We start from the raw sequence: 14,572 nt of genomic DNA on the forward strand, positions 1-14,572 counted from the left end.
GAGCGATAGTTTATCAATTATCCTTGTAGACATTGGAACGATGCCCTATTTTAACCACCGCAATAACAAGTTCTGCATCCCTAATTTCATAAATAATTCGGTACACTCCCTGTCGCACTCTGTATTTATCTTCTCCTGCTAGTTTGACACAGCCGTCTCCCCTGGGATCAGTCGCTAAAATATCAATTCTTGTCAGTATTTTCTTAACATCGTTGTTAGGAATCCCCCTAAGATCTTTGCTAACTGACTGCTTAAAAGTAATTTTATATTTTGCCATGAACTTTTAGATCATTAATTAAATCTTCATAGCTCAATTCTTGCTCATTCTTTCGTTCAGCTAAAGCTGCCAAATCTTCCTGGTCTTCAGACATTAGTAATCGCACTGCTTCATCGATTATTTCTGATATGGAAACATGGGAAGAAGCCGCTTTAATCTTCAAAGCCTGATGAATGGATGGATCAAAATAAACAGTCGATCTTTTTGATAAAATTCCCATAGTACGATGTCAAAGTTCAGCAACCAATTGACATTGTAGCGTTAAAACGTCACAGCGTTACGACGCCCTGGTGGTATATTTATCAACGAATGAACTGGGCTCTGGAAAGTTATCGCATCGAGGAGATTGTTGAGCATGGCAATGGAATCTTGGTTGGGAGCAATGGTTGGTGTTAGTGTGGTGATCGTTACTGCCACGCCGTTGATAGCCCAAACCCAGCCCTTATTTTTGGCCTATCCTCCCCAAAATCACCAGACCAGTAGCCCGACGATTTTCTTCATTGGTTCCGCCGCTCCCAGTGTGACGGTTACCTTGAATGGTCAGCCCATTGAACGCAGTGCCCAAGGCAATTTCGCCCCTGTAATTCCCCTCACAATGGGGAAAAATGAATTTGTTTTTCAAGCGGGTTCCCAACGGATTGAGCGTACCATTACTCGCATTGCCACTGGCCCCACGTTACCAGCCCAGGGCGGTTTTGCCCCCGGTTCCCTCACCCCCGCTGTACCCATCAGTCGTCCTGCCCATGAGTCGATCTGCTTTACGGCGATCGCCCCGACGGATGCGGTAGCTACGGTGACATTGGCGGGACAGACCATTCCCCTCACCCCCCAGGGCAATGTAGTCCAGTTACCGGCAAACAACACTATTTTGCACGGAGAAAATCAGCCTAAAGTCACAGCAGCAGATCAGTACAAGGGCTGTCAAACATTTACCTCAGGGCAATTGCCGACTGTGTTGGGAACGCCGCAATTTAATCTGCAATGGCGGGGACAAAGTTTTTCCACCCCCGGCCCCGGTAGCGTTACATTACTCAATGGCGATCGCCCCCAGGTGGTTGCGGTGACTAGTCAGGCTGGAGTGGCTCGCACAGGCCCCGGCACCGATTATTCCCGGTTAACCCCTTTGCCCCAGGGTAGTCAGGCTAGCGTCACTGGCCAGGATGGAGACTGGTTGCGGTTGGACTATGGTGGCTGGATCAAAGCGGACGAGACCCGTACTTTGCCTAGTCAAGCTCCGCCTCGTTCCCTAATCCGCAGTGTAAGTTATCAGGCTTTTGGCGACCATACAGAAATACGTTTTCCCCTGCAATTGCCGGTGCCAGTGACAATACATCAAACTGAAACAGGATTTACTTTAAGTCTTTACAATACCACTGCCCAAACTGATACTATTCGCCTGGATAATGACCCCATTATTCGCAATTTAACCTGGCAACAAATTAGCCCAGATCGGATTGATTATTACTTCACATTCAAAACCGATCAACAGTGGGGCTATGATTTACGTTATGAAGGCACTACCTTAATTTTGTCTTTGCGTCATCCTCCCCGTATTTCTTCCCAACCGGGTAACCTACAGGGAGTAAAAATTCTGCTGGATCCGGGCCATGGGGGTAGTGAATCGGGAGCAGTGGGGCCCACTGGCTATGCAGAAAAAGACATTAACTTACTGATTTCCCAACGGTTGGCCGATCGCCTGCGAGCCCAGGGGGCTAATATTCATCTGACCCGCACCGGGGACGAATTTGTTTCCTTGGTTGACCGCCAAACCCAAATTTCTCAAGTGCAACCGGCGATCGCCCTCTCCATCCATTACAATGCCCTGCCCGACAGCGGTAATCCGAACGAAACCGACGGTATTAGTACGTTTTGGTACAATGCCCAAGCGGCGGATTTAGCCAATTTTTTGCAAGGATATTTGGTGGAAAATTTAGGTAGGAATTCCCATGGGGTTTATTGGAATAATTTGGCCTTAACCCGTCCCACCATCTCCCCGGCGGTGCTACTGGAATTGGGATTTATGATCAGCCCCCAAGAATTTGAGTGGATTACCAATGCCCAAGCTCAAGAGCAATTGGTGCAGACATTAGCGGCGGGCATTACCACCTGGTTACAGCAACAGCGTTGAGTCTACTTCAACAAAATTTTTGCTTTCGCTTAAGTACCAACTTCTACTGGTGTTAAATTTTCCATTTTCCCCAGAGACAATCAGGTAAACATACTCCGGCCAGGCAATGGCCCGGTCAAATTCCGATGGTATGGGCTGGCCATGGGGATGGGAATGGAAAATGCCGATAATGCTCAAACTCCTTTGGCGACAATCTTTTTGAGCAGTGAGCAAAACTTTGGGATCAATGGCAAAGTAATGTAATTTGCCCAAATTACTGTCTTGGTTTTGGTTATAGTCTTGCTCGAACTCTTCCACCTGGCCCCAGCAATTTTCCGTCGGTTGCACTTCCTCTACTTGCCAATACAGGTCGCCGTTTTCCTCGGTAACTAATTGCCCCAACAGTAGACCACAGCATTCCTCTGGGTAAAGCAGTTCAGCATGGCGATAGATCTGACTCTGCTGACTTAGACTTAGACTGATTCGGGTAGCCATAATATTTAAGATCTAAATAACCAACGCCAGAGGGGATGGCGGGGGCCAATTTTGCGAATTCTGGCGGTACCCCGGATGAGATTATTTCTTTCTTTAATGGATAAGCCCCAAAGAATATGGCAACTTTGTCTTATCAGCACAGCCCCGGTAAAACCAATGCTGGCAAAGAGGGTAAAAGCAGGTATCAACTGAAAGGCAAAGCCATAACGGATGGCTACCCAGGTGAAATGATCCTGCAACAGCGCAATATCTTGACGAAACTGCCAGACAGACCAGGGAACAAGGGTTAACCACAGCAATGCCACCACTGTCCAACGACCATAGACCCCCGCTTGGTAAAGGCGATAGGCGGGCTTACTCAAACACTGGTCGGGCATTAAGCGATGGGGCATGGATGTTGAAATTTTCACTATTTGAGTCCATTAACCACCAATGCCTAACCTCAGAGCCCAGTTGGGGCTAAAGGGAATCAGGGTCAGCAACATTAACAGTAGGGCTAGTAAACCCAGGCCTGCCCTGGTATCGTCCGGTTCCGTTAGCTCGTTTAAGCTGGGGCGTTCCAATTGCCGTTGTAAAAATAAAACTACGATCGCCCAATAGAGGGGAATGGGATTGGCGGGGTTAAACAGAGAAACGGCACCCAAAATAACTAGGGTGGCAATGGTGGTGCGGCGGGCTACTTTACGGCCGTAGATGGCTTGGACAATGCGGCCCCCATCGAGTTGCCCAGCGGGTAATAAATTTAAAGCATTAATCACCAAACCGAGCCAACCTAATACCGTCAGGGGATGGATGGAAATAACACTACTTTTCAGAGCACTGCCCAAAATTAATTTGGCTAACGTGCCCACCAACAGCGAACCTTGCAAAAATTGCACCGGCAGTTGAAATAAATTATTGCCCCCGGATAAACTCAGTCCCACGATCAAAAATAGTAGGGAAACTAATCCCCCCATGGCCGGGCCGGCGATCGCCACGTCAAAGAGAGCATTGCGGCTGGGTAAAAGGGACTCAAAACGGGTGATGGCCCCAAAGGAACCGATTTGCCAGTTGGGCAGAAAGAAGGGCCAACTCAGGCGCACTCCCCATTTTTTTGCCTGCCAGAGGTGACCCAATTCATGGGCCAGCAAAATAATGCCCACGGCGATCGCCAAAGGTACGGTTTCCCCCACCCGTTGCCAATTGTCCACCAGGTCAAAACCCAACAGGGCCGCACTGGCTTCCAACGTAGTCACAATGGTGGCCACCAGTAACACCACTGCCAAATTTTTCTGGGCTAGGGTGCTGGGCTGGGGGTCATTAGTGCTAGGTAAAATCACCACCACCGGGCGGTCTTCGCTCCCTTCCACTAGGAAAAGGCGATATTTTTCCCCCATTAATTGCTTCAGTTTGCCGGACAGTTTAGCGAAAGCATCCTCCGCTTCCGTCCGCAAATTACCTTTAAAAATTGCCCCTTCTTGGTAGGCAATGGTTTCCGTGGTGAAAAAGCTATCAATGCTAAAAATGCCTTTAATAATGGCCAAATCCTCCGGGGGAATGGGGGAAGTTTCTTCTAAGTTTGTGTTGGCCGTGCTGTCACCGAGCCCTGTGGTTTGATCCGCCTCATTAGCTAAATTTTGCAGACGTTGGGCTGCCTTTTGGCGCAAAAGTTCCGCTTGTCCTTCTTCCCGCATTTGCCGACCCAGATAGATGTAAATGCCCCCCGACACCAAAAGCAAAACCAACACTGCGGGCAAACTGATGGATAAACCAAAACTAAAAAGGACAAAATACAATAGCCAGGGGGCCATCAGCACCACAGACTGGAGCCAAGCCAGTTTTCCCAATTTGCCAAAGGGTTTAGCCCGCCGGTAGCCCCAGACTAAAACACCGATCGCCAGGGCAAAAATGGCGAAGATAATGGGGAATAAAAACTGGTCTAAGGTAGTGGCCATAGGTAAGCAAGTTTGGAAATTAGAACTATTTCTCGGCTAGGGTTGATTAATACGATGGATATTTACGAAGCAGCATCCATGGCCCGGCGTAAATTTCCCCCATGGCGATCAAGCTGGGCTTGGGCAGATTCTGCCCTTAAACCAGACCAGTGCATTAACAAAGCTAACTTAACCCGTTGGCCGCTCGCGATGAGTAACTCAGCCGCTTCCTCTCGGCTTAAATCCGTTAAATCCCGCAAAATTCTGATGGCTCGGTCTTCTAGTTTGCGATTGGTTACGGCCACGTCCACCATGCGATTGCCGTAAACTTTGCCCAGCTTGACCATGGCCCCAGTGGAAAGAATGTTTAAAGCCATTTTGGTCACTGTGCCTGCCTTTAAACGGGTGGAACCGGCCAAAATTTCTGGCCCAGTTAAAAGTCTAATATTCACATCGGCCTGCCTAGGGGCTTGGTTTTCCGGCACACAGGCAATAAAAATGGTTTTAGCCCCCCGGGCCCGGGCAGCGTCCAATGCCCCATGGACATAGGGAGTAGTTCCCCCGGCCGTAATGCCCACCACCACGTCCAGTTGGGTAATACGATGGTCGGCGATCGCCTGGGCTCCATCTTCGGCAATATCTTCCAAACCTTCTGAACTCCGGAGCAGAGCACTGGCTCCCCCAGCTAAAATTCCCTGTACTAACTCCGGCGGCGTACAAAAAGTGGGGGGACATTCCACCGCATCCAATACCCCCAACCGGCCACTGGTACCTGCGCCAATGTAAAAAAGCCGACCCCCTTTCCCCAAAGCCTGACTAATAATTTCTATGGCCTGGGCTAAATCTTCCCGCGCCTTGGCGATCGCCGTTACGGTGAGTTGATCCTGCTGGTTAAATAAATCCACCAACTCCAGGCTAGATAACTGATCTAAATTTTGGCTTTGGGGATTGGCCTGTTCCGTTAATAAATGGCCCCGTTCTTCTACGTTCTCCAAATTAGCCATGCCTACAATAATCCTTCCAAACGACGGCGAATATTTTCTAGTTCAGCATCGGAAAATTCCGTTTCCGGTTTTTCTTCAGTGGGGCCAGCATCGGAAGCTTGGGCTTCCCGGGCCGCTTGCAAAACGCCATCGGGGTCCCATTCCGGTTCCGCCACATTTTTTTCCGGGGGAATGGCCAGCATCCCTTCTGCCACCGTCTCGTAGTCGTAGCCAGCTTCCTGACAAAATTCCTCAATGTCCCTAGAATCCATTGCTTCAATGGTAGGCGGGGGAAAATCCTGGGCCTCCAACAGTAGAGCATAGCGGGTGGCATCGTCCTCGGAAGCGAACATCAAAATCTTATTGCGTCCCCCCATTTGTACGGTGTGGATGCCTTCGTTATCCGTACCTGCGTTAAATAAAAGAACGTAAACACGCATAGAGTCAGCAAAGTCTAAAAGTTTTCTATTTCTACCAGCATATCGAGCTAGGGCGGTTCTGGAAAAATCAATGGGGCCACCGACGACATAACTCAAACTGAGCATTCTTCGATGACCCCCAGGGGAGAACCATAGCTCCGCCCCCACGTCGGCATAATTCAGTGGAGAATTAGCTTAGAAATTAAGTTCAGCGGCTTGAACTTTTTCGATTTGTTTTTTCTTCAACACCAGCAGAATTTGAGAAAGCATAATGCCCGCCAGGAAGAGAACGAGGAACTTAATCCGGGTGGGGTTTTGCAACACCACTTCCGTATCCTTTTGGCCAAAGCCACCCACGTTGGGGTTGTTAGTTAAAAATTCCCCAGCTTCCACCGTCTGACCAGCACTGACAATCAACTCTGGCCCAGCGGGAATATCTACAGTTTCACTGCCATCGGCGGTGGCCAGAACCACTTGATAACCGCCGGCTTCCAGGGCGTTAACTTCCGCAACGGTTCCAGCCTGGGGCGCTTTAAAGGCGTTGTTATTGCTCAGTAAACCAGTGGGGTAAATTTGTCCCCGGCCTCGGTTAGCTCCCAGGTGGACAGCAAACTTACCGTAGTTAATACTTTTATCCTTAGCAGGATCGGGGGAAAGGACAGGGAAAACGATTTCCTGATACTGCTCACCGGGCAAGGGGCCAACGATAACCACATTTTCCATATCTTCCCGGTAGGGCTGGAAGTAGGTGCCGCCTACTTTTTCTTTCAACTCATCGGAGAGGCGATCGGGGGGAGCAATTTTGAAACCTTCGGGTAACATCAATACTGCGCCGACGTTCAAGCCCCCTTTGGAACCATCCCCCAGCACCTGTTGACTATCCAGGTCGTAGGGAATTTTCACCACCGCTTCAAATACTGTGTCGGGCAAAACCGCTTGGGGAATTTCCACTTCCGCCGGTTTCTGGGCCAGGTGGCAGTTGGCGCAAACAATGCGCCCGGTGGCTTCCCGGGGAGTCAAAGGGGCAGTTTCCTGGGCCCAAAAGGGATAGGCAGAGGCGGACTGGGGCAGACCAAGGTCGGTGATTAAAAAGATGCTGACTGTGGCGATCGCCAACACCGTAAAGCGGCGCAGGGCAACCATGGTTTTTGTCCACAGCCCCAAAGTATCAGGGTTTCTCATCGTTATTGAACGGATTAGGTTTGGATAAACAGTAGGGGAAAAGGAAGCGGTATCAGACAATGGCGGGGGTTGACAACAGTGTTACTCAACGTTGCTCAAAAGTTAGCAAAGTTAAACCTAAGCCCACCAGGGATCTTCGTTGGTGCGGAAATCGGTTTCGGTCCAGGGACTCAGCACTAATTTATCGTCGTCGGTAACGGTGGCATGGGCCAAAGCCAAAGATAGGGGCGCCGGGCCACGGACCACTTTTCCTTCCGCGTTATATTGGGAACCGTGGCAGGGACACATAAACTTATTTTCGCTGGCATTCCAGGGCACCACACAGCCCAAATGGGTACACACAGCATTGATACCGTAGTTGGCAATCGTTTCATCACCCTGTACTACGATGTAGGTGGGGTCACCTTTCAGACCCTGGGCCAACACCCGATCGCCAGAGTTGTGGGAAGCTAAAAATTCCGTAACTTTAACATCATTACCAAGGGCATCTTTGGCCGTTACTCCACCCCCGGCCCCACCACTGGAAGGGGGAATCAAATATTTTACTGCTGGATAGAGGGCTCCGGCCGCCACCCCAGTAATCGTACCAAAGGTCAATAAGTTCATAAACTGACGTCGGCCCAAATCGGGGACATCAGGGGAGCCAGAAATCTGTGTCATAATGAACCGTCTAAATTTAAGGATTTTTACTAACATTCACCGGAGTAGCCCCGGCAACATCTTCACAGAGAAGCAGATTGGCCAAGCCATCCCTCCCCAGGGATTTGCAATAAAAAATGTAACAAGTCCTGTCCGATTATGACAGAAAACGCACCAGCCTATCCAGACAAGGCTTTGGGCTATATTTACCCCCGATCGCCCAGTGGGATTCAGGCATCAGCAGAGGATTTCTAGTCCCGGTGTCCGGTGGATGGGGTAAACAATAAAAAAATCCCGGCGGAGCGGGATCCCAAACAAATTGAACAAAAGCAGAAGGGCCAAAAATTGGTAGATAAACAACCCGCGAATTAACCAGCCCAATCCACAGTAAAGCCTTCGAGAATCAGAGAAGAATTATAAATTTGTAAAATAATCAGTAAGAAAACCAGAAAAAGAGCCATGAATACTCCCATTACAGGAGTGGTGCCCCAGCCCGGCACGACCTTACCATATTCAGAGTTCAGGGGTCTGAGGATATCTCCTAACCGAGTGCGCTGTGCCATAGATTTCCCGTAAAAATGACTAAATGAGTTTTCGTAATGTTCTGTAATAATATAAGACAACAGAAACAACTATCAATCTTACCCTATGGAATCCGCAACAGTTCTTAGCATTACCTTTGCTGTTATTCTCATCGCCATCACTGGTTTGGCTGTATATACCTCCTTTGGCCCCCCTTCCGCTGAGTTGGGTGACCCCTTTGACGATCACGAAGACTAAGCAGACCAATCTGTCAGCGTCTTGATTGGTTAAACAATCACCTAAACACTAGTTTGCCCTTAAAAGGCTTGAATCCACTCTTTAACTTCATACCTGGTCCAAATGCCGTTTTGCCAATAGGGGTCTCCCTGAACCAGCTGTTCCACTGTGGCCTTGTCTGGAGCTTCGTAAATGGCAAAAACATTTTGCAGATCCTTGGTGGGACCAATGGTCACCAGTACCCCACTTTCCTTTTGGACTTTGAGTCCGTCTAGGTGGGCTTGGCGATGGGGCGCCCTTTTTTCCTCTACGTTGTCGCAATAGGTTCCCCAAAGAACATATTTAGCCATTGGTTTAGATCACTCCTCTTTATCTTTTACTATTTTCGCAATTAGTTTTCCAGCAATGGATAACCCCGGGCAAAGTATAGCCCATTGCAGGGTCAGATGCGTTACCAGTCCGCTAAAATTTGTACTGTTCTTTTTCCCTTTACCGATGCTGAGACTAATTACCGATTGTGACGGCCCGATTATGGATGTTTCTGAGCGGTATTATCGGGTTTATCAATATTGTCTTGAGCAAGTGGGATTACCTGGACAGGCCCTAAATGTACTCAGCAAAACTGAATTTTGGCAAAGGAAACGAAGTAAAGTCCCCAAACTGCAAATTGGTCTTGATTCCGGCTTAACCATGGAGCAGGCCGAGAAATTTGTCGCCATTCGTAATCGGACAGTCCACAGCCAGCCCTATTTGCCCTACGATTTACCCTTGCCCGGGGTGGTAAAAGTTTTGCAGAGCATCAAAGACCGGGGTATCGATCTAGTGTTGATGACCATGCGGAGGCAAAGTGAATTGCAAGAAGCCCTAGACCGCAATCAGCTCAATCATTTTTTCCCAGTTGATCGCCGTTATTATCTAGCTGACGACTATGTTAAAACCGGTGACACCAACGACAAACCCCTATTGATGGAGCGGGCCCTGGATGAATTACCTCCAGCGGATAGTGTGTGGATGGTGGGGGACACGGAAGCAGACATCTTGGCAGCCCAGCGGGGCAAAATGCCGGCGATCGCCGTTTTGTCTGGCATTCGCAATCGGGAGCAATTGGAACGTTATCAACCGGACTTTATTGTTGGTAATTTAGCCGAAGCAGTAGACTTGTTTTGTCAGAACCATCAAATTTAATAAGTTTTGTGGCAACTGGTGGAAATCCACTCCGCAAACCGTCCATACTAAATTCTAGGGACTTAACCAAAAGCCCTGGTGGGGAGTAGCAATTTATAACGCCAACAACGCTCAGCTGCAAGTTTAGGAGTGCAATATGACTAGCATTGGACAAAAAGTTATCACTGGTTTAGGGTTAATGGCGATCGCTGTAGTGGTCAATGTTCCGGTTCAAGGCCAAATGATGACTGAGGAAAATCTCACTCCTTTACCCCAATCGGACGGCAATGCGGAAGATTTAGCCGGTATTTTGCCCAGAGATAGTGCTCTCTGGTTGGGGGGCGTGGGAGGCGACGGCGACATTGATGCAGAGCTGGATTACAGTCCCTATGAAATTCGTTCGGAGCAATTTAATAAACAACTAATGGAACTAGAACAACAGCAATTAACGGAAAGATCCCAACTGCGCCTTGGAATAGGACAGTTCTAGCTCCTACTGTTTATGGTCCACAAGCCCAATTACTCAATTAATGGTAGGGTCAGGAACGGGGCAAAGCCCATAAACAAATGGCGAATAAACATAAGAAATCCCCGTTAAAAACATAGCGGGGATTTTTACAACAATGGGCGAATCTATCTGACCCTACAACTTGACTTCAATGTCGACCCCGGCGGGGAGATCCAACTTCATTAGAGCGTCAATAGTTTTGGAAGAAGGCTGATAAATATCGATGATGCGGCGGTGGGTGCGGGTTTCAAAATGCTCCCGGGAATCCTTGTCCACGTGGGGCGATCGCAAAACACAATAGATTTTCCGTTTCGTCGGCAAAGGAATCGGTCCCACAGCGGCGGCATTAGTACGATTAGCAGTTTCCACAATTTTGTCGCAGGATGTATCGAGCAGGCGACGGTCAAAAGCTTTCAAGCGGATACGGATTTTTTGTTGTTGCAATGTTGCCATGGAAATTTAACTCAGAATTAGCAGACTGTTTAATTGTCAAGGTTCAGATTGAGAAAGCAAGGTAGTCAGTGGGGTCAGTTCACCGGGGAAAACTTACCGTAACCAACCCAACACTCACTACCTCATCAATGTTGTTCTAGGGACTACTTCAAAATCTTAGAAACAACACCAGCACCGATGGTACGACCACCTTCTCGGATGGCAAAACGCATCCCTTGCTCAATGGCGATCGGGTTGATCAGCTCAACGGTCATTTTGATACGATCGCCAGGCATAACCATTTCCACAGCACTGCCATCATCGGCGGTGTAGCTCTTAATGGTGCCGGTTACGTCCGTTGTCCGTACATAGAACTGAGGGCGGTAGTTAGCAAAGAAAGGAGTGTGACGACCACCTTCTTCTTTTTTGAGCACATATACTTCCCCCTCAAATTCGGTGTGGGGAGTGATGGAACCGGGCTTGGCCAAAACCATACCCCGCTCAATGTCTTCTTTTTGGATACCCCGGAGGAGCAGACCAACGTTGTCCCCAGCCATACCTTCGTCTAGGGTCTTTTGGAACATTTCCACACCGGTAACAGTGGTGTTGCGGGTATCTTTAATACCAACGATTTCCACAGTTTCACCGACTTTGACTTTACCCCGTTCAATCCGACCGGTGGCTACGGTACCCCGACCAGTGATGGAGAACACGTCTTCCACGGCCATCAAGAAAGGTTTGTCCACTTCCCGCTCGGGGGTATCGATGTAATCGTCAACGGCCTTCATTAGTTCAAGAATAGCATCTTTGTATTCTTTTTCCCCTTCGATCGCCTTGAGGGCAGAACCAGCCACAATGGGAATATCATCACCGGGGAAATCGTAGTCACTGAGTAATTCCCGAACTTCCAATTCCACCAGTTCGAGTAATTCTTCGTCGTCCACCATGTCTTTTTTGTTCAAAAAGACCACCAGTTTGGGCACCCCTACCTGTTTGGCCAGAAGGATGTGCTCCCGGGTTTGGGGCATGGGGCCGTCAGCGGCGGAAACCACCAGAATTGCACCGTCCATCTGGGCGGCACCGGTGATCATGTTTTTCACATAGTCAGCGTGGCCAGGGCAATCCACGTGTGCGTAGTGGCGGCTATCGGTCTCATACTCCACGTGGGCCGTGTTGATGGTAATCCCCCGGGCTTTTTCCTCAGGAGCCGCATCAATATCTTCATACTTCCGAGCTTTGGCACCACCCAACTCCGCCAAGGTCATGGTGATCGCCGCCGTTAGGGTGGTTTTACCGTGGTCAACGTGACCAATGGTGCCAATGTTTACGTGGTCTTTCGTCCGTTCAAATTTTGCGCGTGCCATGAATTAAAAATTCCTTTGATTGTTTCTATAGAGATTGCAGTTCTAGGAGAACTACTGGCTTAGGCATAGCCTCTGCTTTTGGCGACGATCGCCTCAGCAACATTACGGGGTACTTCTGCATAATGGCTAAATTCCATCGAAAAAATACCCCGGCCCTGGGTTTTTGACCGGATATCGGTCGCATAACCAAACATTTCCGCCAATGGAACACTAGCGGCCACTTTGGCTATGCCCTGCTCCGTTTCCTGGCCCTCAATGTGGCCCCGACGGGCATTGAGGTCACCGATCACGTTGCCCATGAAGTCATCAGGGACTTCAATTTCGACTTTCATGACCGGCTCCAAGAGCACGGGATCAGCTTGGCTAACAGCCTCTCGGATTGCCATGGAACCAGCAATCTTGAAGGCCATCTCCGACGAGTCCACATCATGGAAAGACCCATCCACCAAGGTGGCTTTGAGGTCAATGACGGGATAGCCCGCTAACACCCCCGAAGCACAGGCTTCCTTCATCCCCTGTTCCGACGGAGCAATATATTCCTTGGGAATAATCCCCCCGACGATTTTAGAGACAAATTCAAAGCCCGTCCCCGGTTCCGTGGGCTCCACCTCAATGACCACGTGGCCATACTGACCCTTGCCCCCACTCTGGCGGATGAATTTACCTTCTGCCTGCACCGCTTTGCGAATGGTTTCCCGATAGGCCACCTGGGGGGCCCCGACGTTGGCTTCCACTTTAAATTCCCGCAACATCCGGTCAACGAGAATCTCTAGATGTAATTCTCCCATACCGGCGATTACCGTTTGGTTAGTTTCCGGATCAACACTGACACGAAAGGTGGGATCTTCTTCAGATAAGGATTGTAAGGCCTTAGCAAGTTTATCCATATCCTGTTTTGTTTTTGGTTCCACCGCCACGGAAATAACCGGCTGGGGGATAAACAGGGATTCTAGAATAATCGGCTCTTGGTCATCGCAAAGGGTATCCCCGGTGAGGGTATCTTTCAGCCCCAACACAGCTCCCAGATCCCCAGCGTTAAGTTGATCCACTTCAATCCGCTCATCGGCTTTAAGCACAATCAAGCGGGAAATACGTTCTTTTTTGCCTTTCGTGGAATTGAGGGCATAGCTTCCTTTTTCCAGCACGCCGGAGTAAACCCGCACAAAGGTGAGGCGGCCAAAGGGGTCAGCCATAACCTTAAACGCCAATGCAGAGAGGGGGGCTTGATCATCCGCTGGTCTTGCGGCTATTTCCCCATCCGGTAAATGACCTTCGATCGCCGGCACTTCCAGGGGCGAGGGCAGGTAATCTACCACCGCATCCAGTAACAATTGCACGCCCTTATTTTTGAAAGCAGAGCCACAGAGTACCGGCACCACAGTTCCGGCGACGGTTCCCCGGCGCAGACCGGCTACCAATTCATCGGCAGTTAACTCTTCCCCTTCCAAATATTTTTCCATCAGGGCATCGTCCATTTCCGCCACCGATTCCACTAAGCGCAGGCGATATTCTTCCGCTTTATCCTGCACTGAATCGGGAATAGGTACTTCTTGGATATCTGTGCCCAAGTCATTTTTATACAAATAGGCCTTCATCTGCACCAAATCTACAATGCCGACAAATTCCGCTTCACTGCCAATGGGAATCTGAATTGGTACTGGATTAGCCCGCAGGCGATCGCCGATCTGTTGACAGACTTTAAAAAAGTTGGCCCCGGTGCGGTCCATTTTGTTGATGAAAGCAATGCGGGGTACATGGTAGCGATCCGCCTGCCGCCATACCGTTTCTGATTGAGGCTGGACACCGCCCACGGAACAAAAAACCGCAATTACTCCGTCGAGCACCCGCATGGAGCGTTCCACTTCAATGGTGAAATCTACGTGGCCGGGAGTGTCGATAATATTAATATGATGGCCCAACCAATCGGTGCTGATGGCCGCCGCTGTGATGGTAATGCCCCTTTCCCTTTCCTGGGCCATCCAGTCGGTAACTGCCGTACCCTCGTGAACCTCGCCGATTTTGTGCACCACGCCAGAGTAAAACAGAATCCGTTCCGTCGTGGTGGTTTTCCCCGCATCAATGTGAGCGGCGATACCAATGTTACGTATTCGTTCTAGGGGCACTGGACGGGCCATGAAATTACTCCTAACCGGGGGTTCGACCAAAAACAAGCTCTCTCTTCACCCAAGGGCAAACGGGAGGCCATTTACAATTCTATACGTTTTCCCCGACCTTTCTAGATCTGCAACTAAATCTAGGGGGAAAGTTTCACAAAAGCCGCTGAAATGAGGCATGGGGGCAACTCAACCCCAAACCTGTGACAAAGCTTC

18 protein-coding genes are annotated in these 14,572 nt (G+C 49.4%); 4 read left to right on the forward strand and 14 right to left on the reverse strand.

Going from position 1 to position 14,572, the window contains the following annotated elements; all coding sequences use genetic code 11:
• Positions 1-13: 13 nt before the first annotated feature.
• Positions 14-277, reverse strand: coding sequence for a type II toxin-antitoxin system RelE/ParE family toxin (locus D082_RS11950; protein WP_028947422.1), 264 nt, complete (start codon positions 275-277; stop codon positions 14-16).
• The gene (locus D082_RS11955) at positions 264-497 is read right to left on the reverse strand and encodes a CopG family transcriptional regulator (protein ID WP_028947421.1); all 234 of its coding nucleotides are present in this window, start codon (positions 495-497) and stop codon (positions 264-266) included. Before D082_RS11955 ends, D082_RS11950 begins: the two co-directional genes overlap by 14 nt.
• 135 nt (positions 498-632) lie before the next feature.
• Between D082_RS11955 and D082_RS11960 the strand changes: the two genes are divergently transcribed.
• On the forward strand, positions 633-2,405 hold the full coding sequence (locus D082_RS11960; RefSeq protein ID WP_081857652.1) for an N-acetylmuramoyl-L-alanine amidase: 1,773 nt from the start codon (positions 633-635) through the stop codon (positions 2,403-2,405).
• Here D082_RS11960 and D082_RS11965 read toward each other — a convergent pair.
• The 8 genes from D082_RS11965 to psbH all read right to left on the reverse strand — a co-directional run bounded on the left by D082_RS11965 (position 2,388) and on the right by psbH (position 8,578).
• Positions 2,388-2,879, reverse strand: a complete 492-nt coding sequence (locus tag D082_RS11965) for a M67 family metallopeptidase (RefSeq protein WP_038530847.1) — start codon at positions 2,877-2,879, stop codon at positions 2,388-2,390. The two genes, D082_RS11960 and D082_RS11965, sit on opposite strands and share 18 nt — an antisense overlap.
• 5 nt (positions 2,880-2,884) lie before the next feature.
• Positions 2,885-3,271, reverse strand: a complete 387-nt coding sequence (locus D082_RS11970; RefSeq protein WP_238546716.1) for a hypothetical protein — start codon at positions 3,269-3,271, stop codon at positions 2,885-2,887.
• 30 nt (positions 3,272-3,301) lie between these two features.
• Positions 3,302-4,813, reverse strand: a complete 1,512-nt coding sequence (locus D082_RS11975) for a site-2 protease family protein (RefSeq protein WP_028947417.1) — start codon at positions 4,811-4,813, stop codon at positions 3,302-3,304.
• Positions 4,814-4,875: 62 nt separating this feature from the next.
• The gene (gene murQ, locus D082_RS11980) at positions 4,876-5,796 is read right to left on the reverse strand and encodes an N-acetylmuramic acid 6-phosphate etherase (protein WP_081857653.1); all 921 of its coding nucleotides are present in this window, start codon (positions 5,794-5,796) and stop codon (positions 4,876-4,878) included.
• 2 nt (positions 5,797-5,798) lie between these two features.
• Complete coding sequence (locus tag D082_RS11985) at positions 5,799-6,320, reverse strand: DUF3110 domain-containing protein (RefSeq protein ID WP_081857654.1); 522 nt, start codon at positions 6,318-6,320, stop codon at positions 5,799-5,801.
• 69 nt (positions 6,321-6,389) lie between these two features.
• Positions 6,390-7,376, reverse strand: a complete 987-nt coding sequence (gene petA, locus D082_RS11990) for a cytochrome f (RefSeq protein WP_028947414.1) — start codon at positions 7,374-7,376, stop codon at positions 6,390-6,392.
• A gap of 117 nt (positions 7,377-7,493) precedes the next feature.
• Entirely contained in the window at positions 7,494-8,036 is a 543-nt protein-coding gene (gene petC, locus D082_RS11995; protein ID WP_028947413.1) for a cytochrome b6-f complex iron-sulfur subunit, read from the reverse strand.
• A gap of 347 nt (positions 8,037-8,383) precedes the next feature.
• Positions 8,384-8,578, reverse strand: coding sequence for a photosystem II reaction center phosphoprotein PsbH (gene psbH / locus D082_RS12000; RefSeq protein WP_028947412.1), 195 nt, complete (start codon positions 8,576-8,578; stop codon positions 8,384-8,386).
• A gap of 85 nt (positions 8,579-8,663) precedes the next feature.
• Between psbH and psbN the strand changes: the two genes are divergently transcribed.
• On the forward strand, positions 8,664-8,795 hold the full coding sequence (psbN, locus tag D082_RS17785; RefSeq protein WP_010872260.1) for a photosystem II reaction center protein PsbN: 132 nt from the start codon (positions 8,664-8,666) through the stop codon (positions 8,793-8,795).
• A 59-nt stretch (positions 8,796-8,854) separates the two neighbouring features.
• Here psbN and D082_RS12005 read toward each other — a convergent pair whose 3' ends face one another.
• Positions 8,855-9,124: a YciI family protein gene (locus D082_RS12005; protein WP_028947411.1), complete on the reverse strand. Its 270-nt coding sequence runs from the start codon at positions 9,122-9,124 to the stop codon at positions 8,855-8,857.
• Between the two features lie 145 nt (positions 9,125-9,269).
• Between D082_RS12005 and D082_RS12010 the strand changes: the two genes are divergently transcribed.
• Positions 9,270-9,959 carry an HAD family hydrolase gene (locus D082_RS12010; protein ID WP_038530852.1) on the forward strand — a complete coding sequence of 230 codons (690 nt, stop codon included), beginning with the start codon at positions 9,270-9,272 and terminating at the stop codon, positions 9,957-9,959.
• Between the two features lie 136 nt (positions 9,960-10,095).
• Positions 10,096-10,428 carry a hypothetical protein gene (locus D082_RS12015; protein ID WP_028947409.1) on the forward strand — a complete coding sequence of 111 codons (333 nt, stop codon included), beginning with the start codon at positions 10,096-10,098 and terminating at the stop codon, positions 10,426-10,428.
• Positions 10,429-10,581: 153 nt separating this feature from the next.
• Here the strand turns inward: D082_RS12015 and rpsJ are convergent, their stop codons facing one another.
• The 3 genes from rpsJ to fusA form a co-directional block, all read right to left on the reverse strand.
• Positions 10,582-10,899: a 30S ribosomal protein S10 gene (gene rpsJ / locus D082_RS12020; protein ID WP_028947408.1), complete on the reverse strand. Its 318-nt coding sequence runs from the start codon at positions 10,897-10,899 to the stop codon at positions 10,582-10,584.
• A gap of 143 nt (positions 10,900-11,042) precedes the next feature.
• On the reverse strand, positions 11,043-12,242 hold the full coding sequence (tuf, locus tag D082_RS12025; RefSeq protein ID WP_028947407.1) for an elongation factor Tu: 1,200 nt from the start codon (positions 12,240-12,242) through the stop codon (positions 11,043-11,045).
• A 59-nt stretch (positions 12,243-12,301) separates the two neighbouring features.
• On the reverse strand, positions 12,302-14,377 hold the full coding sequence (gene fusA / locus D082_RS12030; RefSeq protein WP_028947406.1) for an elongation factor G: 2,076 nt from the start codon (positions 14,375-14,377) through the stop codon (positions 12,302-12,304).
• Positions 14,378-14,572 lie beyond the last annotated feature (195 nt).

It is taken from the genome of Synechocystis sp. PCC 6714 (genome assembly GCF_000478825.2).
GTDB lineage: Bacteria > Cyanobacteriota > Cyanobacteriia > Cyanobacteriales > Microcystaceae > Synechocystis.

Coding starts and splice junctions, on each gene's coding strand:
- petC (WP_028947413.1), bottom strand. CDS start 8,036: ATGACACAGATTTCTGGCTCCCCTGATGTCCCCGATTTGGGCCGACGT.
- D082_RS12005 (WP_028947411.1), bottom strand. CDS start 9,124: ATGGCTAAATATGTTCTTTGGGGAACCTATTGCGACAACGTAGAGGAA.
- tuf (WP_028947407.1), bottom strand. CDS start 12,242: ATGGCACGCGCAAAATTTGAACGGACGAAAGACCACGTAAACATTGGC.
- D082_RS11975 (WP_028947417.1), bottom strand. CDS start 4,813: ATGGCCACTACCTTAGACCAGTTTTTATTCCCCATTATCTTCGCCATT.
- D082_RS12015 (WP_028947409.1), top strand. CDS start 10,096: ATGACTAGCATTGGACAAAAAGTTATCACTGGTTTAGGGTTAATGGCG.
- D082_RS11955 (WP_028947421.1), bottom strand. CDS start 497: ATGGGAATTTTATCAAAAAGATCGACTGTTTATTTTGATCCATCCATT.
- fusA (WP_028947406.1), bottom strand. CDS start 14,377: ATGGCCCGTCCAGTGCCCCTAGAACGAATACGTAACATTGGTATCGCC.
- D082_RS11965 (WP_038530847.1), bottom strand. CDS start 2,879: ATGGCTACCCGAATCAGTCTAAGTCTAAGTCAGCAGAGTCAGATCTAT.
- psbN (WP_010872260.1), top strand. CDS start 8,664: ATGGAATCCGCAACAGTTCTTAGCATTACCTTTGCTGTTATTCTCATC.
- D082_RS11950 (WP_028947422.1), bottom strand. CDS start 277: ATGGCAAAATATAAAATTACTTTTAAGCAGTCAGTTAGCAAAGATCTT.
- petA (WP_028947414.1), bottom strand. CDS start 7,376: ATGAGAAACCCTGATACTTTGGGGCTGTGGACAAAAACCATGGTTGCC.
- murQ (WP_081857653.1), bottom strand. CDS start 5,796: ATGGCTAATTTGGAGAACGTAGAAGAACGGGGCCATTTATTAACGGAA.
- D082_RS11985 (WP_081857654.1), bottom strand. CDS start 6,320: ATGCTCAGTTTGAGTTATGTCGTCGGTGGCCCCATTGATTTTTCCAGA.
- D082_RS12010 (WP_038530852.1), top strand. CDS start 9,270: ATGCTGAGACTAATTACCGATTGTGACGGCCCGATTATGGATGTTTCT.
- D082_RS11960 (WP_081857652.1), top strand. CDS start 633: ATGGCAATGGAATCTTGGTTGGGAGCAATGGTTGGTGTTAGTGTGGTG.
- rpsJ (WP_028947408.1), bottom strand. CDS start 10,899: ATGGCAACATTGCAACAACAAAAAATCCGTATCCGCTTGAAAGCTTTT.
- D082_RS11970 (WP_238546716.1), bottom strand. CDS start 3,271: ATGCCCCATCGCTTAATGCCCGACCAGTGTTTGAGTAAGCCCGCCTAT.
- psbH (WP_028947412.1), bottom strand. CDS start 8,578: ATGGCACAGCGCACTCGGTTAGGAGATATCCTCAGACCCCTGAACTCT.